Source organism: Bacillus sp. SW14, from assembly GCF_047608225.1.
Lineage (GTDB): Bacteria > Bacillota > Bacilli > Bacillales > Bacillaceae > Bacillus > Bacillus subtilis_G.
On record NZ_JBLKRW010000001.1, the window covers coordinates 1,501,373 to 1,523,076 of the forward strand.

The following is a 21,704-nucleotide window of genomic DNA, read 5'->3' on the forward strand; positions in this document are numbered from 1 at the left end:
GAAAAAGCACTCCATGTCAGGGTGCTTTTTTCCTATTGTTTTGCATTTATTTTATATAATATTTGGCGATTTGAACTTCTGCTCTTTACATCTTTCGTTTTTTTCTTGATAATAAACTACAATACAGTTTACATTCTAAAAAAGGTGATTCCATGGCGAACGAACAAGTATTGACTGCCGAGCAAGTTATTGATAAAGCGCGCAGCTATTTATCTGATGAGCATATCGCATTTGTCGAAAAAGCATATCTGTACGCTGAGGATGCTCATCGCGAGCAATACCGCAAATCGGGCGAGCCATATATTATTCATCCGATTCAGGTTGCGGGAATTCTCGTGGATCTTGAAATGGATCCTTCCACAATCGCGGGCGGATTTCTTCACGATGTCGTGGAAGATACAGATGTGACGCTTGATGACCTGAAAGAAGCATTTTCCGAAGAAGTGGCAATGCTTGTGGACGGCGTAACGAAGCTCGGCAAAATTAAATATAAATCTCAAGAGGAACAGCAGGCGGAAAATCATCGCAAAATGTTTGTCGCTATGGCTCAAGATATCCGGGTCATACTGATCAAGCTGGCGGATCGTCTTCACAATATGCGGACGCTGAAACATCTCCCTCAGGAAAAACAGCGGAGAATTTCCAATGAAACGCTGGAGATTTTTGCGCCTTTGGCGCATCGACTCGGGATTTCCAAAATTAAGTGGGAATTGGAAGACACGGCGCTCCGTTATTTGAATCCTCAGCAATATTACAGAATTGTCAACCTCATGAAGAAGAAACGCGCAGAACGTGAGCTTTATGTCGAAGAGGTAGTCGATGAAGTGAAGAATCGTGTCGAAGAAGTGCACATCAAAGCTGACTTCTCGGGACGTCCGAAACATATTTACAGCATTTATCGCAAAATGGTGCTGCAAAATAAGCAATTTAACGAAATTTACGATTTATTGGCTGTCCGCATTCTTGTGAATAGCATAAAGGACTGCTACGCGGTGCTCGGCATCATTCACACATGCTGGAAACCGATGCCCGGCAGATTCAAAGATTATATCGCAATGCCGAAGCCGAATATGTATCAATCGCTTCATACAACGGTTATCGGGCCTAAAGGCGATCCGCTGGAGGTGCAGATCCGCACCTTTGAAATGCATGAAATTGCGGAATACGGAGTTGCGGCTCACTGGGCTTATAAAGAAGGGAAAGCGGCCACCGAAGGCGCAACCTTTGAGAAAAAGCTTTCTTGGTTCCGTGAAATTTTAGAATTCCAAAATGAATCAACAGATGCTGAAGAATTTATGGAATCGCTCAAAATCGATTTGTTTTCTGACATGGTGTATGTCTTTACACCGAAAGGAGATGTAATCGAGCTTCCGTCCGGTTCTGTTCCGATTGATTTTTCTTACCGGATTCACTCTGAAATCGGCAATAAAACAATCGGTGCCAAAGTAAACGGAAAAATGGTAACGCTGGATCATAAGCTTCGGACAGGTGATATCGTAGAAATTCTGACGTCTAAGCACTCCTATGGTCCGAGCCAGGATTGGGTGAAGCTTGCCCAAACCTCCCAGGCGAAGCATAAGATCCGTCAATTCTTTAAGAAACAGCGGCGCGAAGAAAATGTCGAAAAAGGCCGTGAGCTGGTAGAAAAAGAAATTAAGAATCTGGATTTTGAAGTGAAGGATGTCTTAACGCCGGAGAATATCCAGAAGGTTGCTGACAAGTTTAATTTCTCAAATGAAGAGGATATGTACGCAGCGGTCGGCTATAACGGCATTACAGCCTTGCAGGTCGCAAACCGCCTGACGGAAAAAGAGAGAAAGCAGCGCGATCAGGAAGAACAGGAAAAGAGCGTTCAGGAAGTCACTGCGGAATCTAAGCCGTACCCGCAAGGCAGGAAACGGGAAGCGGGCGTTCGCGTCAAGGGGATCGACAATCTTCTTGTCCGTTTATCAAAATGCTGCAATCCTGTACCGGGTGACGATATTGTCGGATTTATCACAAAAGGCAGAGGGGTTTCGGTCCATCGTGAAGATTGCCCGAATGTCAAAACGAATGAAGCCCTGGAGCGGCTGATTCCGGTAGAGTGGGAACATGAGTCGCAGGTTCAAAAGCGCAAGGAATATAATGTTGAGATAGAGATTCTTGGGTATGACCGCCGCGGATTGCTGAACGAGGTGCTTCAGGCAGTGAATGAAACGAAAACAAATATCTCATCTGTTTCTGGCAAATCGGATCGCAATAAAGTGGCAACTATTCATATGGCGATTTTTATTCAGAACATCAATCACTTGCACAAAGTCGTCGAGCGTATTAAACAGATAAGAGATATCTATTCTGTGCGCCGCGTCATGAACTAAAGGGGTTAGAAAATGAGATTAGTTGTTCAGCGAGTAACTGAAGCAAGCGTAACAGTGAATGAAGAGGTTGTCGGTCAAATTGGACAAGGCGTCATGGTGCTGGTCGGCATCACTCACGATGATACAGAAGAGGATGCAGCTTATTTGGCCGATAAAATGGTTCATCTTCGTATATTCGATGACAGTGAAGGGAAAATGAATCTGTCTCTTTTAGATATAGGAGGAGAGATTTTATCCGTCTCACAGTTTACGCTTTACGGAGATACGAAAAAAGGGCGCCGGCCGAACTACATGAACGCCGCAAAACCTGATAAAGCTTTAGGTCTCTATGAAAAATGGAACGACCTGCTTCGTGAAAAAGGAATCAAAGTGGAGACCGGAATGTTTGGAGCGATGATGGATGTTCAGCTTACAAACTCAGGACCGGTCACGCTCATGATGGATTCAAAATAAAAAAGCTGCCAAAAGGCAGCTTTTTTTATTGGAAATATTTCTCCAATCCGCTCTCGATACCGTCTGTTACTTTTTCTTGGTAAGAGCTGCTATGTACGATGGCCTCTTCCTGCGGATGGCTTAAATACCCCAGCTCATACAGCATAGCGGGCTGTCTGTTTTCCCGAAGCACATAATAATCTCCGAATAACACGCCGCGGTCAGGAATGGAAGAACGCTTCACCACTTCTGAATGTACATCTGACGCCAGTCCCTGATCTTTGGCAGGGTTGTAGTAGTAAGCGGTGCTGCCTCTCGTGGAAGCATCCGCATAGCTGTCATAATGAATGCTGATAAAGGCGTCAGCGTTGCGATAGTGAGACGTAGAGACCCGTGACTGTAAGCTGACAAAGGTATCATCCTGGCGTGTCACATACACATCTGCTCCAGCCGATCTAAGTTTGCCGGCGAGCAGTTTTGCTGTTTTAATCGTCAGGTTTTTCTCGAATTTACCCGAGTAGCCGATCGTTCCGCTGTCTTTTCCTCCGTGTCCCGGATCAACAATAATCGTTTTATTGTTTAGAGAGCCGTTTCCGGACGGGGAATCAGCGACAGGGGGTTCTCCTGATTCTTCCGCACTTTTAGACGTTTGGACCACCCAATTGGCGACATAAGCAGTCTGTCCGTTATCAAGCTTTATCTCATACCAGCTGCCCTTTGAACCGGTTATCGGATAGGAATCGCCTTTGGCAGCACGTTCTACGATCGAAGATGATGTTGACGCATCACTTCTTACGTTCGTTCCTCCGTATACGATATAGGCTTTTTTAGCGGAGGAGGAACTGCCGGCATTTGCTGAATCTTCAGCTGGATCAGAACTAGTCAAAAGGTAATGGCTTGCAACCCAGCCTTTCAACCCGTTCACTTCGATGTGAGCCCAGCCATTTTTCTCGTTGAGAATCGTCACTTTCGTTCCGCGATCCAGTTTCGTTATAATCGCCGCGTCATGTGAGGCGGAGGCTCTTACATTTAGTGAGGAGACACCGACCGTGCCCGTTGATGCACCGGGAGATTCGGTTTGATCATTCCCATCATTCCCATCAGATACTGAACTGCTGCCGCTTGACGTGACATATTCAGATGACACCCATCCGGTGGCATTTTGATAGGATATCTTGATCCAGCCCGAATCTTTATCAATGACAGACGCTTGGCTGCCTTGCGGGAATTTGCCGATGACGTCGTATGAAGTGCCGGGTCCGGTTCTCATTCGCAGATCTGGATCTGTTGATGTAACAGTATCACTGCTTTCCGAAGAGCTTGAGCTGCCCTGATCTTCTTTTGTAATAAGCCATGACACCACCCATCCTTTGTCTCCGGAACCAAGCTGTATCTGCATCCAGTCTCCTTCTTCTTTTAAAATCGGGTAATGCTCTCCCTTTTTTACTTTCGCTGTAATCCCGTAGCTAAGCCCCGGGCCGCTTCTGACGTTCATTTCATCTGTTGCGATGACCGCTTCTCCCTGAGCGGCTGTAACGGAAGAAAAAGGCGGGAAAAGCGCCCCCGCGACGATAATACATACAATAAGAACAAAGTATTTCTTGCTCATTGTGTCCTCCTTTCAGATGATCATAAAAAAAACTTTCTTGCTTAATATCGTAAAGTCCTTTCTGATTTTTAAATAAAAATAAAATGATTTGTTTATACTAGGCGTAAATACAATCAAAAAGGTGTGCAAATCATGAAATATCATCCAAAAATGGGCCGCGCGTTTCACGACGGTGAAGCAAATCTGCATTACAGCGATCACGCTGAACCTGATACGACTGGCTATCTTACTGAAACGGCATCTGAATTTGGTCTTATGTCCAAAGAAGCAGCGATGAGGAAAAACAACCGGAATAAAGCTTGACAGAGAACCTCAATCCCATTATTATAATAGAAATTGAGTACATAGCAAAATGATGAAAGATTTGAACCAATAATGGAGAAGAGTAGGTCAGATTGCATGGATAGAGAGGAACCGCCCCAGGCTGAAAGCGGATCCCATTGCGTCTTTCTCGAAACAACACTCCGGAGGTTTCCTGCTGAACGCGTTAATCCCGTCATTAGGCAGTGAACGTGAACCTGCGTTAAAGGATCGAGCGGGAATATGAACATATTCCAACTAGGGTGGCACCACGGGTATAACTCTCGTCCCTACTATACATGTATAGTAGGGGCGGGAGTTTTTTTATTTTCATCATTAACGATCATTGTATATTTTTATAAGGGATACATAAGGAGGTCTACATATGGGATATAACATTCCAAGAGGAACACAGGATATTCTGCCCGGAGAATCAGATCGCTGGCAGTTTGTTGAACAAATTATGAGAGACACTTGCCGCACTTATCAATATAAAGAAATCCGCACACCGATTTTTGAGCATACAGAACTATTTGCCAGAGGTGTCGGAGAGTCTACAGATATCGTACAAAAAGAAATGTATACCTTCCAGGACCGCAAAGGAAGAAGCCTGACGCTTCGACCAGAGGGAACAGCTGCGGCGGTTCGCGCTTTTAATGAAAATAAGCTATTTGCAAATCCTGTCCAGCCGACAAAGCTTTATTATGTCGGGCCGATGTTCCGTTATGAACGTCCGCAGACGGGCCGGTACCGCCAGTTCTATCAGTTTGGAATTGAAGCAATAGGCTCGAGTGACCCTGCGATTGATGCCGAAGTCATGGCGCTTGCGATGAGTATTTATCAAAAAGCAGGTTTGCAAAACGTCAAGCTTGTCATAAACAGTCTCGGCGACCAAGAAAGCCGCAAAAGCTACAGAGAAGCGCTCGTGAAACATTTTGAGCCTCGCATCGAAGAGTTTTGTTCAGACTGCCAGTCACGTCTGCACACAAACCCGCTCAGAATCTTGGACTGCAAAAAAGACCGCGATCATGAACTGATGAAATCAGCACCTTCGATTTTGACATATTTAAATGGAGAATCAGCCGCTTATTTTGAGAAAGTAAAGCAATACTTAAACGATCTTAACATTGCGTATGAAATTGATCCTAACCTTGTGAGAGGGCTGGATTATTACAACCACACCGCATTTGAAATCATGAGCAATGCGGAGGGTTTTGGCGCGATTACGACACTTGCAGGCGGCGGACGCTACGATGGTTTGGTCGAACAGATCGGCGGGCCTGAAGCGCCGGGCATCGGGTTTGCGATGAGCATTGAACGCCTGCTTGCCGCAATTGATGCTGAAAAAAGAGAACTGCCTGTTGATCAGGGAATCGACTGTTATGTCGTCACGCTCGGCGAGAAAGCAAAGGATTATTCTGTTTCATTGGTGTACAAACTGAGAGAAGCAGGCATCTCCAGCGAAATCGATTATGAAAATAAGAAAATGAAAGGCCAGTTCAAAACAGCTGACCGCCTAAATGCCAGATTTATTGCGATTTTGGGTGAAGATGAGCTTGCCCTAAATAAAATCAATGTAAAAGATGCACAGACGGGCGAACAGATTGAAGTGGCACTTGATGAATTTATACATGTGATGAAGGCAAATCAAAAGGGATAAGGAGTGGAATGTATTGTTTGGAAGAACATATTATTGCGGCGAAATAACTGAAAAAGCAATTGGTGAATCTGTAACGCTGAAAGGCTGGGTCCAAAAAAGACGGGACCTCGGCGGACTGATTTTTATTGACTTGCGCGACCGTACGGGGATTGTTCAGGTCGTTTTTAACCCTGATGTGTCAAAAGAAGCGCTTGCTATTGCAGAAGGCATCAGAAACGAATACGTGCTCGACATTCAAGGAAAAGTGGTGGCGCGTGAAGAAGGAACAGTCAATCAGAATTTAAAAACAGGCGCGATCGAAATACACGCTGATGGAGTGGCCGTATTAAGTGCTGCAAAGACACCTCCGTTTGCGATTTCTGATCAAGCGGAAGACGTATCAGAGGATGTCCGTTTAAAACACCGTTACTTGGATTTACGCAGACCGGCTATGTTTCAAACAATGCAGATGCGTCATAACGTGACGAAAGCTGCCCGCAGCTTTTTAGATGAAAAAGGGTTTCTTGATATTGAAACGCCGATTTTAACAAAAAGCACACCTGAGGGCGCACGTGACTACTTGGTTCCGAGCCGAGTGCATGAAGGTGAGTTCTATGCGCTGCCTCAGTCCCCGCAGCTATTTAAACAGCTTCTGATGGTATCCGGCATTGAACGCTATTATCAAATTGCCCGCTGTTTCCGAGATGAAGACTTGCGTGCGGACCGCCAGCCTGAGTTTACGCAAATTGATATTGAAATGTCCTTTATGAGCCAGAAAGATATTATGTCATTGGCTGAGGATATGATGGCAAAGATTATGCGCGAAACAAAAGGTGTGGAGCTCAAGCTTCCTCTTCCTCAAATGACGTATGATGAGGCGATGAACAGTTATGGTTCTGATAAACCGGATACCCGATTTGATATGCTTTTGACAGATGTGTCTGACATTGTGAAGGATACAGAGTTTAAAGTATTCTCATCAGCTGTGGCAAACGGCGGCGTGGTAAAAGCAATCAACGTAAAAGGCGGAGCGGGCGATTACTCCAGAAAAGATATTGACGCTCTGGGCGCTTTTGCTGCAAACTACGGGGCAAAAGGACTTGCCTGGGTGAAAGTTGAGGCAGACGGAGTGAAAGGCCCGATCGCCAAATTCTTTGATGAAGACAAGCAGTCCAAGCTGATTGAGGCGCTTGATGCTGCTGAAGGTGATTTGCTGCTGTTCGGAGCGGATAAATTCGAAGTGGTTGCCGCATCGCTCGGCGCCCTGCGCTTAAAGCTTGGGAAAGAACGCGGACTGATTGACCAAAACCTGTTCAATTTCTTATGGGTTATCGACTGGCCGCTTTTAGAGCATGATCCGGAGGAAGGCCGTTTTTACGCAGCCCACCATCCGTTCACAATGCCTGTCCGTGAAGACCTTGAACTGATTGAAACAGCGCCTGAAGACATGAAAGCACAAGCCTATGACCTCGTCTTAAACGGCTATGAGCTTGGCGGAGGTTCAATCCGTATTTTCGAAAAGGACATTCAGGAAAAAATGTTTGCGCTTCTTGGTTTCTCACAAGAAGAAGCGGCTGAGCAGTTCGGATTCTTATTGGAAGCATTTGATTACGGCGCCCCTCCGCACGGCGGAATCGCGCTTGGCTTAGACCGTCTCGTCATGCTTCTCGCAGGACGTACGAACCTAAGAGATACGATTGCATTCCCGAAAACGGCAAGTGCAAGCTGCCTGATGACAGAAGCGCCAGGCGAAGTAAGCGACGCCCAGCTGGGCGAGCTTCACCTTTCTATCAAGAAAAAAGTAAAGAGCTGAATGAGCAGTTCGATTCTTGAAAATCAAAATCGTCTATGATATGATTTTGACAAGTTAAATAAAGTCCTGATGTGTTAGTTGTACACCTAGTTTTGACCGAACATTTTTTTGATTTGGGAGCCCGTATTTTTAAATGGCGTACATGCCTCTTTTCATTCGGTAAAGAGGACTTACAAGATTTGAAAGAGGGCACCCACCTGCTGAGAGCGGGTTCAAAACAAAGGAAAGCTGCAACGGCACTATTGGGACTTTATTTTTTGTGCGCAGAAAAAACGGCTGCACATGATTCAGCCATTTAATAGATGAAACCAGAATACGAATGTGGAGTGAGGTTCTTGTTACACCAGTTTTCACGCAATGAATTAGCTATCGGAAAAGAAGGCCTAGAAACGCTGAAAAACAGCACGGTTGCTGTGCTTGGGGTCGGCGGAGTCGGATCGTTCGCGGCGGAAGCTCTCGCACGGTCAGGCGTCGGCCGCATTTTGCTTGTCGACAAAGATGATGTGGACATTACAAACGTAAACCGTCAGCTTCACGCGCTTCTTTCAACAGTCGGACAGCCGAAAGTTGATTTAATGAAAGCGCGGATCGCGGACATTAACCCGGAGTGTGAAGTGATCGCGTTAAAAATGTTCTATACGGAAGAAACGTATGAGCAATTTTTTGAATATAAGCTTGACTATGTCATTGATGCGTCAGACACCATTCATTATAAAATCCATTTAATGAAAGAATGTTTGAAACGGGATATTCCGCTCATCTCCAGCATGGGTGCCGCCAATAAAACAGATCCGACACGCTTCCAAATCGCTGATATTTCAAAAACGCACACTGATCCCATTGCGAAGGTCGTCCGTACGAGATTACGGAAAGAGGGCATCAAAAAGGGTGTTCAAGTGATTTTCTCTGACGAAAGCCCGATTGTTATTCGGGAAGATGTCAGAAAAGAAGTGGGAAATGACGAAGCGAACATCCGAAAAGCAAAAATGCCGCCATCTTCTAATGCTTTTGTGCCGTCAGTTGCCGGTTTGATTATGGGCGGGCATGTTGTCATGGATCTTGTAAAAGACATTGAAATCAAACGCGTGAAGGATAAATAACGCATAGAAACAGCCTTGATGATGCTCAAGGCTGTTTTTAATTTATTTTCTTTTCATTAATTTGTCGTATACCTGCTTTAATGCGAGTTCGAACTTGCCTGTCTGTTTAGGCTTGTAATATTGCTTGTTTTTTAAAGGATCAGGGAGATATTGCTGTTCGACCCATCCGTTGTCGTAATGATGCGGGTATTTATAGTCGATTCCTCTTCCTAATTCCTGAGCTCCTTTATAATGCGCGTCTTTTAAATGCTTAGGGACATCCCCGATTTTTCCGGATCTGATATCTGCAAGCGCCTCATCGATTGCCAGAATGGCTGAGTTTGATTTCGGCGAGAGGCAAAGTTCAATGACTGCGTTGGCCAGCGGAATTCGTGCTTCGGGAAATCCGACCCGCTCAGCAGTCTGAATAGCGTGCAGCACCCTTGGGCCAGCTTGGGGGCTTGCTAAGCCGATATCTTCATAGGCGATGACAAGCAGTCTTCTTGCAATGCTTTCCAGATCGCCTGCTTCAATTAATCTTGCCAAATAGTGAAGAGCAGCGTTGGCATCAGAGCCGCGGATCGATTTTTGAAAAGCGGATAAAACATCATAATGCGCGTCACCATCTTTATCGTGAGTAAAGCTCTTTTTCTGCAAACATTCTTCCGCGGTTTCTAATGTAATGTGAATCACACCATCTGGTGACTCCTTTGTTGACAACACGGCCAGCTCAAGCGCATTTAAAGCGGAGCGGACATCCCCTCCGCATCCCCGGGCAAAATGATCCATCGCCTGATCACCAATGGATACAGAATAGGTGCCAAGGCCACGATGCTCATCATGAAGCGCCCGTTCCAGAGCCTGTTTAATCAGTTCCGGTGTTAACGGCTCAAGCTCAAAGATCTGTGTCCGGCTTCTGATCGCCGGATTTATGGCATGATACGGGTTAGCCGTGGTTGCTCCGATCAAAATGATCATCCCGTTTTCTAAATAGGGCAAAAGAAAATCTTGTTTCCCTTTATCCAGCCTGTGAACTTCATCCAGAATCAAAATCACTTGGCCTGACATTTTAGCTTCCTGAGCTACGATTTCCATATCTTTTTTATTGTTAATGACAGCATTCAGCTTCCGAAAAGCGATACTTGTTGAACCGGCGATTGCTGTTGCGATTGATGTTTTTCCAATTCCGGGCGGCCCGTACAAAATCATGGATGACAAATGTTTTGCCTGAACCATTCTGCCGATTATTTTATCTTCAGCCACCAGATGCTGCTGGCCGATAATATCCTCAATTTTTGTCGGACGCATCCGATATGCCAATGGCTTCATCATCATCTCTCCTTACATAATTACAGGGTAACGGAAAACCGGACATTAGGAAAGAGGGAAGCCCGTTTCCCCCCGTCTCAATGAAAAATCGCTGAAGGTATGTTATAATAACAGTTGGTCTATTAGATAATAAACGGACGAATCATATAGAAATTACCATTATAAATGTGGAAAATCATGAAATAACAGAGGTGTTCATGTTGAAAATATCAACTAAGGGAAGATACGGGCTCACCATTATGATCGAGCTTGCAAAAAAGCATGGTGAAGGCCCGACTTCATTAAAAAGCATCGCACAGACGAATAATCTTTCCGAGCATTATTTGGAGCAGCTCGTATCGCCGCTCAGAAATGCCGGCTTAGTGAAAAGCATTAGAGGCGCATACGGCGGATATGTATTAGGCAGCGAGCCGGATGCGATCACGGCGGGAGATATTATCCGTGTACTCGAGGGGCCGATCAGTCCTGTTGAAGTGCTGGAAGACGAGGAGCCTGCCAAGCGGGAGCTCTGGATTCGTATACGTGATGCTGTGAAAGAGGTTTTAGACAGTACAACATTAGAGGATCTTGCCAGCTATACAGACGGAGAGCAAGAAGCTTATATGTTCTATATTTAGATCAGAGGTGCAAATATAATGGAACGGATTTATTTAGATCATGCCGCAACGTCTCCGATGGATGAGCGAGTGCTGGAAAAAATGATCCCTCATTTCTCCGGCAATTTTGGAAATCCATCCAGTATTCATTCATTTGGTAGAGAATCTCGAAAATGGGTGGACGAAGCAAGAACTCAGATTGCAGCCGAAATCGGAGCGGCGGAGCAGGAGATCATTTTTACAAGCGGGGGGACGGAAGCTGATAACTTGGCCATTATGGGAACCGCGCTTGCAAGAAAAGATTCGGGCAGACACATCATTACGACAAAAATTGAGCATCACGCCGTGCTTCACGCTTGTGAAAAACTTGAGGAAGACGGATTTGAAGTTACGTATCTGGACGTTGGCCAAAATGGTAGAGTCAGTGCAAAACAGGTGAAAGAAGCACTGCGTGATGATACAATCCTTGTGACAGTGATGTATGGAAACAATGAAGTCGGAACAGTGCAGCCGATCGATGAAATCGGTGAGCTGCTGAAGGAACATCAGGCTTATTTTCATACCGATGCTGTTCAGGCATTCGGGTTGCTGCCAATTGATGTGAACAACAGCCATATCGACCTTCTGTCTGTTTCTGGGCACAAGCTCAACGGGCCAAAAGGGACAGGCTTTTTATATGCAAGTAAAGATGTGAAGCTTTCCCCGCTCTTATTCGGGGGAGAGCAAGAAAGAAAACGCCGTGCCGGAACAGAAAATGTTCCCGGCATTGTCGGGCTGAAAGAAGCCATCAAGCTGTCAAATGAAGAACGGGACGAAAAAAACGAGAAGTATCAATCGTTTAAAACAATCATCGCCGACACGCTTGAAAATGCCGGTGTGGCATTCGAGATCAACGGGGACAAAGAGCATTGCCTGCCGCATGTTCTGAACCTTTATTTCCCCGGTGTATCAGTGGAAGCGCTGCTGGTGAATCTGGATATGGCGGGAGTAGCCGTTTCAAGCGGATCAGCGTGCACGGCCGGTTCGGTCCTGCCGTCACATGTTCTGACTGCTATGTTCGGAGAAGAGAGTGACCGGCTGACGTCCTCAATTCGGATCAGCTTCGGCCTCGGCAATACCGCTGAGCAAGTGAAAACTGCTGCCAAACATGTGGCCGACGTTGTCAAACGGCTGACACAATAAGGCGGCTTAGTTATTGGAGTGAATGAAATTGGAAAAACGGCCGGAAGATACAAGAGTCGTCGTCGGTATGTCCGGCGGTGTAGACTCATCTGTGGCGGCCCTTCTGTTAAAAGAACAGGGCTATGATGTTATCGGAATCTTTATGAAAAACTGGGATGATACGGACGAAAACGGTTTTTGCACGGCGACAGAGGATTATGAAGATGTGATCCGCGTCTGCAACCAACTCGGAATTCCGTACTATGCCGTAAATTTTGAAAAGCAATATTATGAGAAGGTATTTCAATACTTCCTTGATGAATATAAAGCAGGCAGAACACCCAACCCGGATGTGCTATGCAACAAAGAAATTAAATTCAAGGCGTTTTTGGAGCACGCCCTGTCACTTGGCGCCGACTATCTAGCGACTGGCCACTATGCAAGGGTTGACAGAAGCGGCGGCAAAGTCAGAATGATGCGAGGCATTGATGAAAACAAAGATCAAACGTACTTCTTGAATCAGCTGACAGAAGATACGCTAAGCAAAGTCATGTTCCCGATCGGCGAGCTTCAAAAAAGCCGTGTGCGTGAAATTGCCAAAGAAGCAGATCTTGCTACGGCGGCGAAAAAAGACAGTACGGGCATCTGTTTTATCGGCGAGCGCAACTTCAAAACGTTTCTCAGCCAATATCTCCCTGCACAGCCGGGTGATATGATGACGATGGACGGCGAAGTAAAAGGACGCCACGACGGGTTGATGTACTATACGATCGGACAGCGTCACGGGCTTGGCATCGGCGGAAGCGGCGAGCCGTGGTTTGCGGTCGGTAAAGATCTTGAAAAGAACATCCTCTACGTGGATCAAGGGTTCCATAACCCGCTTCTTTATTCCGACAAAATTACAGCAACGAATATTAGCTGGGTTCGTCCGGACATCATGAAGGGCGAAGAGATTTCCTGCACGGCTAAATTCCGTTACCGTCAAGAAGATCATAAAGTGACGGTGCGCATGACGGGTGAAGGCGAAGCGGAAGTCATCTTTGATGAACAAGTCCGCGCTGTTACGCCGGGACAAGCCGTTGTCTTCTATGATGGCGAAGAATGCCTTGGCGGCGGAACAATTGATGATGTGTACAAAGATGGAACAAAATTGTGGTACGTATAAAAGATGAAAAACCTCAACACTGAGTTGGGGTTTTTTAATGAAAGGAAGATGGTCGGTGGATTATAATCAACTCGGTATAGAGGCGATGCAGGAAGGCGATTACGAGAAAGCGGCAGAGGCATTTACAAAAGCGATTGAAGAAAATAAAGAAGACGCGATTCCGTATATCAACTTTGCTAACCTGCTTTCATCCGTAAACGAGCTGGAACGGGCGCTTGCGTTTTATGATAAAGCGCTTGAATTAGACAATAGCGCAGCCACTGCGTATTATGGGGCAGGAAATGTCTATGTTGTAAAAGAAATGTACAAAGAAGCGAAAGACATGTTTGAAAAAGCGCTTCGTGCCGGGATGGAAAACGGCGACCTGTTTTACATGCTCGGAACGGTTCTTGTCAAACTCGAACAACCTAAACTTGCACTGCCATATTTACAAAGAGCGGTCGAACTGAATGAAAACGATGCGGAAGCGCGCTTTCAATTCGGGATGTGCTTAGCGAACGAGGGCATGCTGGACGAAGCGCTCAGCCAGTTCACAGCTGTAACTGAGCTGAATCCGGGGCACGCTGATGCATTTTACAATGCCGGTGTCGCTTATGCATATAAAGAAAATCGAAAAAAAGCGCTGGAAATGCTGGACAAGGCGATCGCCATCCAGCCGGATCATATGCTTGCGCTTCATGCTAAAAAACTGATCGATCCATCATAACAGCACAGGAGGAGGGACAGCTCGTGCAGCAGCATCCGGATCAGCTTAACAAGGAGGAAGAGCCCTATTTAAAAGGGACAGTCAACACAGTCATCTATCATAATGACACCAATTTATATACGGTTCTGAAAGTGAAAGTCAGAGAGACCTCCGAAGCCATTGAAGATAAAGCCGTATCCGTGACGGGCTACTTCCCTGCGCTTCAAGAAGAAGAGACCTACACGTTTTACGGAAAGATCGTAACCCATCCAAAATTCGGGCTCCAATTTCAGGCGGAGCATTTCAAAAAGGAGATTCCGACGACTAAAGAAGGCATCGTTCACTATTTATCGAGTGATTTATTCGAGGGAATCGGCAAAAAAACAGCTGAAGAAATTGTGAAAAAACTGGGTGACAGCGCGATTAATAAAATACTAGCTGACGCTTCAGTGCTTTACGATGTTCCAAGGCTGTCAAAAAAGAAAGCCGACACGTTAGCTGGCGCCCTGCAGCGGCATCAGGGACTGGAGCAAATCATGATTTCCCTGAATCAGTTTGGATTCGGCCCGCAGCTGTCTATGAAAATCTATCAAGCCTATGAATCGGAGACGCTTGACAAGATTCAGGAAAACCCTTATCAGCTTGTCAAAGATGTAGAAGGCATCGGGTTTGGGAAAGCGGATGAGCTGGGCAGCAGAATGGGGCTTTCAGGTAACCATCCTGAGCGGGTAAAAGCCGCCATTTTGTACACGCTTGAAACAACTTGTCTGTCAGATGGGCATACGTACATAGAAACGGAACAGCTCATTATCGATACCCAATCACTGTTAAATCAGTCAGCAAAAGAAGGGCAGCGCATCACAGAAATGGATGCAGCTAACGCGATTATTGCCCTTGGAGAAAATAAAGACATTGTCATAGAAGATGGCCGCTGTTATTTTCCATCGCTGTTTTACGCGGAACAAAATGTTGCAAAGCGCGTGAAACATATCGCAAGCCAAACCGAATATGACGATCAGTTTCCTGAATCAGAATTTCTGCTCGCTTTGGGAGAACTGGAGGAACGGATGAACGTTCAGTATGCCCCCAGCCAAAAGGAAGCGATTCAAAAAGCCCTTTCCTCACCGATGCTGCTTTTAACGGGAGGCCCGGGAACAGGGAAAACGACGGTAATCAGAGGAATTGTCGAACTGTACGGAGAGCTTCACGGTGTGTCGCTAGACCCGTCAGCTTATAAAAAGGATGAAGTCTTTCCGATTGTATTGGCCGCACCGACAGGGAGAGCGGCGAAACGGATGAGTGAATCAACGGGCCTTCCGGCAGTCACGATTCACAGGCTCCTTGGCTGGAATGGCGCAGAGGGCTTTACCCATACAGAGGATCAGCCGATCGAAGGGAAGCTGTTAATCATCGATGAAGCGAGTATGCTTGATATATGGCTTGCAAACCATATGTTCAAGGCGATCCCTGATCATATTCAAATCATCATCGTCGGAGACGAAGATCAGCTGCCTTCTGTCGGTCCGGGCCAAGTCCTGAGAGACCTTTTGGCATCTCAGGTGATACCCACTGTGAGACTGACAGATATTTACCGCCAGGCGGAAGGATCATCAATCGTCGAGCTTGCCCATCAGATGAAAAATGGTTTGCTGCCAAACTATTTGACTGCCCCGACGAAGGACCGTTCCTTTATTCGCTGCGGAGGATCGCAAATTAAAGAGGTAGTTGAAAAGGTCGTCGCCAATGCATTGAAAAAAGGCTATACGGCAAAGGACATTCAGGTTCTCGCTCCGATGTACAGAGGAAAAGCCGGGATCAATGAACTAAATGTAATGCTGCAGGACATTTTAAATCCTCCTAAAGAAAAACGGAGGGAATTGAAGTTCGGAGATGTTGTCTACAGAACCGGAGATAAAATTTTGCAGCTTGTCAATCAGCCGGAAAACAATGTATTCAACGGAGATATTGGCGAAATTACGTCGATATTTTATGCGAAGGAAAATACAGAAAAAGAAGATATGGCTGTCGTTTCTTTTGACGGGAATGAAATGACGTTTACGAAAAAAGACTTTAACCAGTTTACACACGCGTATTGCTGCTCTATTCATAAATCGCAGGGAAGTGAATTTCCGATTGTGGTTTTGCCTGTTGTGAAAGGCTATTATAGAATGCTCAGAAGAAACCTTCTTTATACCGCGATTACAAGAGCGAAGAAGTTTCTCATTTTATGCGGAGAAGAGGAGGCGCTGGAGTGGGGCGTGAAAAATAATGACGCAACGGTCAGGCAGACCGCCTTGAGAAACAGGCTTTCAATACAGATTGAGGAAATGGATGCTGAGCTTGAGGCTTTGCAAAAAGAGCTCCCATTCAGCGTACACGATGCCAATATTGGTATGGAAGGCATTACACCATTCGATTTTATGAAAGAAGGACAGCTGTAAAAGGCTCCCGCGCTGCGGGAGTTTTTTTATTTTGCGGTGGAAGTGATTTCATCGTATGAGTCTAAGGTGCAAAGCAAAACCTAAGCTTGTTCAACAAAAGGTGGTTGATCACACTTTGAGAACATGCCATGAGATAGAAGGATTCCCAGTATACTCAGAACGAACTTCTTGTTATCTTGGGACAATTTCCGATATTTGTTTTTCTCTTAAGGGAGATTGTCTCGGGTTTATTGTTGCACAAAAACGGTTTTTGCATCATCATCACGCGTTATTACGGGCGTGTGATATTTCTTGCATTCTTGATGACCGCATATTGGTCTCGATCAGTTCAGACCAGCTTCTGCCTCTTCCGAAATCATGCTTCACATACGAGCAGATGAAAATGAAGCTTGTAAAATCGCAAGAGGGGGATATATTGGGGATGCTGGAAGATGTATACTTTTGTTTGGACAGGGGCATAATCGTAGCATATGAACTCTCGGACGGTTTCTTTTCTGATCTGGCGGGAAGCAAGCATCAGATCCAAAGAGCGGATTCGCTTGTGGAGGTGCGGAAAGACGAGATCGTTCTGAACGGATAGAGGTGTGAGATATGCTTATATGCCCGAACTGCAAAAGTAAGGATATCGGGAAAATCGGCGTGAACCAATATTATTGCTGGAGCTGTTTTATTGAACTGACAGTAGCCAAAGGGAAGATTGCAACTCATCAGGTGGAAGAAGACGGAACGTTAAGCAGCTTAGATGATTTGTTTTCTGAGGATGAACGCAGCATCAATTTTTAATGATGAAGGGAGATGCGCAGGATGAATCGGACGATGACTTCTCTTTTGGCATTGGGAGCCGGGGCTCTCGTGTACCGAATGACGACTCAATCCAACATGCTGAATAATCGAAGCATGAAGCGGATGAGAAGAAGAATAACGAAAATGTTTTAAGTGAAAAAGGATACTCTCCGAAGAGTATCCTTTTTGTTATAAGGAGAGAGAATAATTCGTACCGTTCCTCAAAAGATATAGAAGAGGTGAAAGCAGATGCTTCAAAAACCGGTGCAGCTTTTGTTGTGGGTGGCCATTTGTTTGCTGGTCCTGTTAACAGTCTACGTTTTTTTTATGCTTGATGTGTTATGGTCGCCCTTTTGGCTCGTCATAAAAACAATCTTTATTCCCTTGATCATTTCCATTTTTATTTCTTATTTATTGCTCCCGGTCACGGAGTGGCTGCACGGCAAAGGATTGCCGAGGACCTTGAGCATCTTGGTGATTTATGTTCTTTTTTTTGGCGGAATTGGCTGGGCGCTGTATAAAGGGGTGCCTGTTTTAATTGTGCAGCTGACGGATTTATCTGAGAATATACCTATGTTTGCCGATACGTATAACGGGCTCCTTCTTCATGTGCATAACCATACTGATGACTGGCCGGACGGCATGCACCATCGGATAGATAAAATGATCCGCCAGACGGAGGCGTTTTTCGCGGGAGCGATCGAGGGTGCAATCAGCGGAATTCGCAACGTGCTTGATTATTTCATCATTGCGGCAACAATCCCTTTTCTCGTGTTTTATATGGTAAAGGATATTGAGTTGATGAAAAAGACGGTATGGTACTTGACTCCGAAATCGTGGAGAAAGCGGGGCAGCGCCTTCTTGCGGGATGTGGATGACTCTCTTGGCGATTACGTCCGCGGCCAGCTTCTGGTCTGTTTCATTCTCGGCGTGCTGGCGGGTGTTACATTCTGGATATTTGGGCTTCCCTATCCGTTGATCTTAGGCCTGATTTCAGGGATAACGAATGTCATACCTTATTTTGGTCCGTTTATCGGAGCGGTTCCTGCGCTTTTAATTGCGATGACGATCTCAGTGAATGCGATTCTTGTTGTGGTGATTACAGTGTTTACTCTGCAGTTTATGGAAGGGAATATCCTCAGTCCGTTCATTGTCGGAAGAAGCCTTAAAATGCATCCTGTCGTCATCATGCTTGCGCTGCTTGCCGGAGGAGAGCTTGCGGGAATCGTCGGGATGATTCTGGCTGTTCCTGCGACGGCTGTTTTAAAAGTGATGATGATCCATTTTTTGCGGATGAGGACGGAGCATTGACATTGACGTGCAGCTTGTCTATAATTTCTCGTAGAATACATACGAATCTCGAGTGACGGATCCGAGTATGCCGAAGCCCTGTTAAAGAGAGAAGCTCCGAAAGCTGAAAGGAGCTTTATCAGAAGATCGGAGGAAGCTAATCCTGAGTGCAGTTAATCACTGCCGCACATCCTGCGTTACAGGGTAAAAGGTGACGGGCGAATGATAAATAAAGCCCGTAATCAGGGTGGTACCGCGAGACAGCTCTCGTCCCTGTGTAAACGTGTGGTTTGCATAGGGGGAGGGCTTTTTTTGCTGTCACTGAAGAGAATTTCGATTTTTATAGAGGAGGAAATACAATGAAACACTTAACTTCTGCTGAAGTTCGTCAAATGTTTTTGGATTTCTTTAAAGAAAAAGGACATGCGGTAGAGCCAAGCGCATCATTAGTGCCACATGAGGATCCTTCACTGCTTTGGATCAACAGCGGTGTTGCGACACTGAAAAAATATTTTGACGGCCGTGTCGTTCCGGAAAATCCAAGAATCGTAAACGCTCAAAAAGCGATCAGAACAAACGATATAGAAAATGTAGGTAAAACTGCGCGCCATCACACATTCTTTGAAATGCTCGGAAACTTTTCCATTGGCGATTATTTCAAAGAAGAAGCCATTACATGGGCTTGGGAGTTTTTAACCAGTGACAAGTGGATCGGTTTCGACAAAGAGCTTCTCTCTGTTACGGTTCACCCTGAGGATGAAGAGGCGTATGAGTACTGGGCGAAAAAAATCGGTGTTCCTGAGGACAGAATTATCCGTCTGGAAGGGAACTTCTGGGACATCGGTGAAGGACCGAGCGGACCGAACACAGAGATCTTCTACGACCGCGGCGAAGCATACGGAAACGATCCGGAAGATCCGGAGCTTTACCCAGGCGGAGAAAACGACCGTTACCTGGAAGTATGGAATCTTGTGTTCTCTGAGTTCAACCATAACCCTGACGGCACGTACACGCCGCTTCCGAAGAAAAACATTGATACGGGCATGGGGCTTGAAAGAATGGTATCTGTCATCCAGAATGTTCCGACAAACTTTGATACCGATTTATTTGTTCCGATCATCAAAGCAACAGAAAGCATTTCTGGTGAAACATATGGCACAGACAATGTGAAAGATACTGCGTTTAAAGTGATTGCCGACCACATCAGAACGGTCGCCTTTGCTGTCAGTGACGGGGCGCTGCCGTCCAATGAAGGCCGCGGCTATGTCTTAAGACGCTTATTGCGCCGGGCAGTGCGTTATGCCAAAACAATCAACATCCACCGTCCGTTTATGTACGACTTAGTGCCGGTTGTTGCTGAAATCATGGCTGATTTCTATCCTGAAGTAAAAGAGAAAGCGGATTTTATCGCAAAAGTCATCAAAACTGAAGAAGAGCGCTTCCACGAAACTCTTAACGAAGGGCTTGCGATCCTGTCAGAAATGATCAAAAAAGAAAAAGGCAAGGGCAGCAGCGTAATTTCAGGGGCCGATGTGTTTAAATTGTACGATACGTATGGATTCCCAGTTGAGCTGACGGAAGAATACGCCGAAGACGAGAATATGACGGTTGACCATGAAGGCTTTGAAGAAGAAATGAATCAGCAGCGTGAACGGGCAAGAAACGCCCGCCAAGATGTCGGCAGCATGCAGGTGCAGGGCGGCGCATTGCGCGACGTGACCGATGAAAGCACATTTGTCGGCTACTCTCAAACAAAAGCTGATGCCAGTGTCATTGTGCTTCTTCAAGACGGCCAATTCATTGAAGAGGCTCATGAAGGAGACAGCGTTCAAGTGATTCTTGATGAAACACCGTTCTATGCAGAAAGCGGCGGCCAAATCGGCGATAAAGGCTATCTCCGCAGCGAACAGGCAGTGGTAAGAATTAAAGATGTAAAAAAAGCGCCGAACGGCCAGCATGTGCATGAAGGTGTTGTGGAGAGCGGCACTGTTCAAAAAGACCTGCATGTAACGGCTGAAGTTGAAGACCATATGAGAAGCGGCGTCATTAAAAACCATACGGCAACGCATTTATTGCATCAGGCACTAAAAGACGTTCTTGGAACTCATGTCAATCAGGCGGGATCTCTTGTGACTGAAAACCGCCTTCGGTTTGATTTCTCGCACTTTGGTCAAGTGACAAAAGAAGAGCTTGAACAAATTGAAAGAATCGTAAACGAAAAGATCTGGGCGAGCATCCCGGTCAGCATTGATTTAAAACCGATCGCTGAAGCAAAAGAAATGGGCGCGATGGCTCTGTTCGGTGAAAAATACGGCGATATTGTCCGTGTCGTTCAAGTCGGAGATTACAGTTTAGAGCTGTGCGGCGGATGCCATGTCAGAAACACAGCGGAAATCGGCTTGTTTAAAGTGGCTTCTGAATCTGGAATCGGCGCGGGCACAAGACGGATTGAAGCTGTAACGGGGCAAGGCGCTTACGAAGAAATGAACAGCCAAATTTCAGTATTGAAGCACGCTGCAGACGAGCTGAAAACAAATATCAAAGAAGTGCCGAAACGGGTTGCGGCTCTGCAGGCTGAACTGAAGGAAGCACAAAGAGAAAATGAATCTCTTCTTGCGAAACTAGGCAACGTGGAAGCAGGAGCGATTCTGTCAAAAGTGAAAGATGTTGACGGTGTGAGTGTGCTTGCGGAAAAAGTAAATGCGAAAGACATGAATCATCTCCGCACAATGGTGGATGAACTGAAAGCGAAGATTGGATCTGCGGTGATTGTGCTCGGTGCGGTACAAAACGATAAAGTCAATATTTCCGCCGGCGTAACAAAGGATCTCATTGAGAAAGGCCTACATGCCGGCAAGTTGGTCAAACAAGCTGCGGAAGTTTGCGGCGGTGGCGGCGGAGGCCGTCCGGATATGGCGCAGGCAGGCGGCAAACAGCCGGAAAAATTAGAAGAAGCTTTGACTTCTGTAGAAGATTGGGTGAAATCCGTTTTATAATTTGCCCATGTAGTGTAGAATGATGGTAA

The 21,704-nt window shown here is 45.9% G+C and carries 18 protein-coding genes, 1 other RNA gene and 1 other annotated feature; of the genes, 17 read left to right on the plus strand and 2 right to left on the minus strand.

Annotated features, from left to right (window positions below; genetic code table 11):
* The first annotated feature begins 152 nt into the window (after positions 1-152).
* Together relA and dtd are read left to right on the plus strand one after the other, a co-directional pair.
* Complete coding sequence (gene relA / locus ACMX2I_RS07645; RefSeq protein WP_289347787.1) at positions 153-2,357, plus strand: GTP diphosphokinase; 2,205 nt, start codon at positions 153-155, stop codon at positions 2,355-2,357.
* A gap of 12 nt (positions 2,358-2,369) precedes the next feature.
* Positions 2,370-2,810 carry a D-aminoacyl-tRNA deacylase gene (gene dtd / locus ACMX2I_RS07650; protein WP_289347786.1) on the plus strand — a complete coding sequence of 147 codons (441 nt, stop codon included), beginning with the start codon at positions 2,370-2,372 and terminating at the stop codon, positions 2,808-2,810.
* Between the two features lie 25 nt (positions 2,811-2,835).
* Here dtd and ACMX2I_RS07655 read toward each other — a convergent pair whose 3' ends face one another.
* The gene (locus tag ACMX2I_RS07655) at positions 2,836-4,398 is read right to left on the minus strand and encodes an SH3 domain-containing protein (protein WP_414956615.1); all 1,563 of its coding nucleotides are present in this window, start codon (positions 4,396-4,398) and stop codon (positions 2,836-2,838) included.
* 132 nt (positions 4,399-4,530) lie between these two features.
* Between ACMX2I_RS07655 and ACMX2I_RS07660 the strand changes: the two genes are divergently transcribed.
* From ACMX2I_RS07660 to ACMX2I_RS07680, 5 genes are all read left to right on the plus strand, one after another.
* On the plus strand, positions 4,531-4,701 hold the full coding sequence (locus ACMX2I_RS07660; RefSeq protein ID WP_148962211.1) for a YrzK family protein: 171 nt from the start codon (positions 4,531-4,533) through the stop codon (positions 4,699-4,701).
* A gap of 60 nt (positions 4,702-4,761) precedes the next feature.
* Positions 4,762-4,993: a binding site (T-box leader), on the plus strand.
* A gap of 90 nt (positions 4,994-5,083) precedes the next feature.
* Complete coding sequence (gene hisS, locus ACMX2I_RS07665) at positions 5,084-6,358, plus strand: histidine--tRNA ligase (RefSeq protein ID WP_414956616.1); 1,275 nt, start codon at positions 5,084-5,086, stop codon at positions 6,356-6,358.
* A 13-nt stretch (positions 6,359-6,371) separates the two neighbouring features.
* The gene (gene aspS, locus ACMX2I_RS07670; RefSeq protein ID WP_414956617.1) at positions 6,372-8,150 is read left to right on the plus strand and encodes an aspartate--tRNA ligase; all 1,779 of its coding nucleotides are present in this window, start codon (positions 6,372-6,374) and stop codon (positions 8,148-8,150) included.
* A 60-nt stretch (positions 8,151-8,210) separates the two neighbouring features.
* A non-coding RNA gene (ssrS, locus tag ACMX2I_RS07675) (6S RNA) lies at positions 8,211-8,403 on the plus strand.
* Between the two features lie 82 nt (positions 8,404-8,485).
* Positions 8,486-9,250 carry a ThiF family adenylyltransferase gene (locus ACMX2I_RS07680; RefSeq protein ID WP_087992273.1) on the plus strand — a complete coding sequence of 255 codons (765 nt, stop codon included), beginning with the start codon at positions 8,486-8,488 and terminating at the stop codon, positions 9,248-9,250.
* 42 nt (positions 9,251-9,292) lie between these two features.
* On the opposite strand, the gene ACMX2I_RS07685 is transcribed toward ACMX2I_RS07680, so the two are convergent.
* Positions 9,293-10,558 (minus strand): replication-associated recombination protein A, encoded by a 1,266-nt coding sequence (locus ACMX2I_RS07685; RefSeq protein ID WP_414956618.1) that lies wholly within the window; start codon positions 10,556-10,558, stop codon positions 9,293-9,295.
* Between the two features lie 200 nt (positions 10,559-10,758).
* On the opposite strand from ACMX2I_RS07685, the gene cymR reads away from it, so the two are divergent.
* From cymR to alaS, 10 genes are all read left to right on the plus strand, one after another.
* Positions 10,759-11,175, plus strand: coding sequence for a cysteine metabolism transcriptional regulator CymR (cymR, locus tag ACMX2I_RS07690; protein WP_003225879.1), 417 nt, complete (start codon positions 10,759-10,761; stop codon positions 11,173-11,175).
* Positions 11,176-11,193: 18 nt separating this feature from the next.
* Positions 11,194-12,336 carry a cysteine desulfurase family protein gene (locus tag ACMX2I_RS07695; protein ID WP_414956619.1) on the plus strand — a complete coding sequence of 381 codons (1,143 nt, stop codon included), beginning with the start codon at positions 11,194-11,196 and terminating at the stop codon, positions 12,334-12,336.
* A 28-nt stretch (positions 12,337-12,364) separates the two neighbouring features.
* On the plus strand, positions 12,365-13,480 hold the full coding sequence (gene mnmA, locus ACMX2I_RS07700; RefSeq protein ID WP_414956620.1) for a tRNA 2-thiouridine(34) synthase MnmA: 1,116 nt from the start codon (positions 12,365-12,367) through the stop codon (positions 13,478-13,480).
* Positions 13,481-13,565: 85 nt separating this feature from the next.
* Positions 13,566-14,186 (plus strand): tetratricopeptide repeat protein, encoded by a 621-nt coding sequence (locus tag ACMX2I_RS07705; RefSeq protein WP_242519862.1) that lies wholly within the window; start codon positions 13,566-13,568, stop codon positions 14,184-14,186.
* Between the two features lie 23 nt (positions 14,187-14,209).
* On the plus strand, positions 14,210-16,606 hold the full coding sequence (locus tag ACMX2I_RS07710; RefSeq protein WP_414956621.1) for an ATP-dependent RecD-like DNA helicase: 2,397 nt from the start codon (positions 14,210-14,212) through the stop codon (positions 16,604-16,606).
* Between the two features lie 55 nt (positions 16,607-16,661).
* On the plus strand, positions 16,662-17,186 hold the full coding sequence (locus ACMX2I_RS07715) for a PRC-barrel domain-containing protein (RefSeq protein ID WP_087992267.1): 525 nt from the start codon (positions 16,662-16,664) through the stop codon (positions 17,184-17,186).
* Between the two features lie 11 nt (positions 17,187-17,197).
* Positions 17,198-17,389 carry a hypothetical protein gene (locus tag ACMX2I_RS07720; protein WP_087992266.1) on the plus strand — a complete coding sequence of 64 codons (192 nt, stop codon included), beginning with the start codon at positions 17,198-17,200 and terminating at the stop codon, positions 17,387-17,389.
* 21 nt (positions 17,390-17,410) lie between these two features.
* A complete protein-coding gene (locus tag ACMX2I_RS07725; protein WP_087992265.1) occupies positions 17,411-17,542 on the plus strand; it encodes a YrzQ family protein in 132 nt (43 codons plus the stop codon).
* Positions 17,543-17,638: 96 nt separating this feature from the next.
* On the plus strand, positions 17,639-18,700 hold the full coding sequence (locus tag ACMX2I_RS07730; RefSeq protein ID WP_087992264.1) for an AI-2E family transporter: 1,062 nt from the start codon (positions 17,639-17,641) through the stop codon (positions 18,698-18,700).
* Positions 18,701-19,038: 338 nt separating this feature from the next.
* The gene (alaS, locus tag ACMX2I_RS07735; protein ID WP_414956622.1) at positions 19,039-21,675 is read left to right on the plus strand and encodes an alanine--tRNA ligase; all 2,637 of its coding nucleotides are present in this window, start codon (positions 19,039-19,041) and stop codon (positions 21,673-21,675) included.
* Positions 21,676-21,704: the final 29 nt, after the last annotated feature.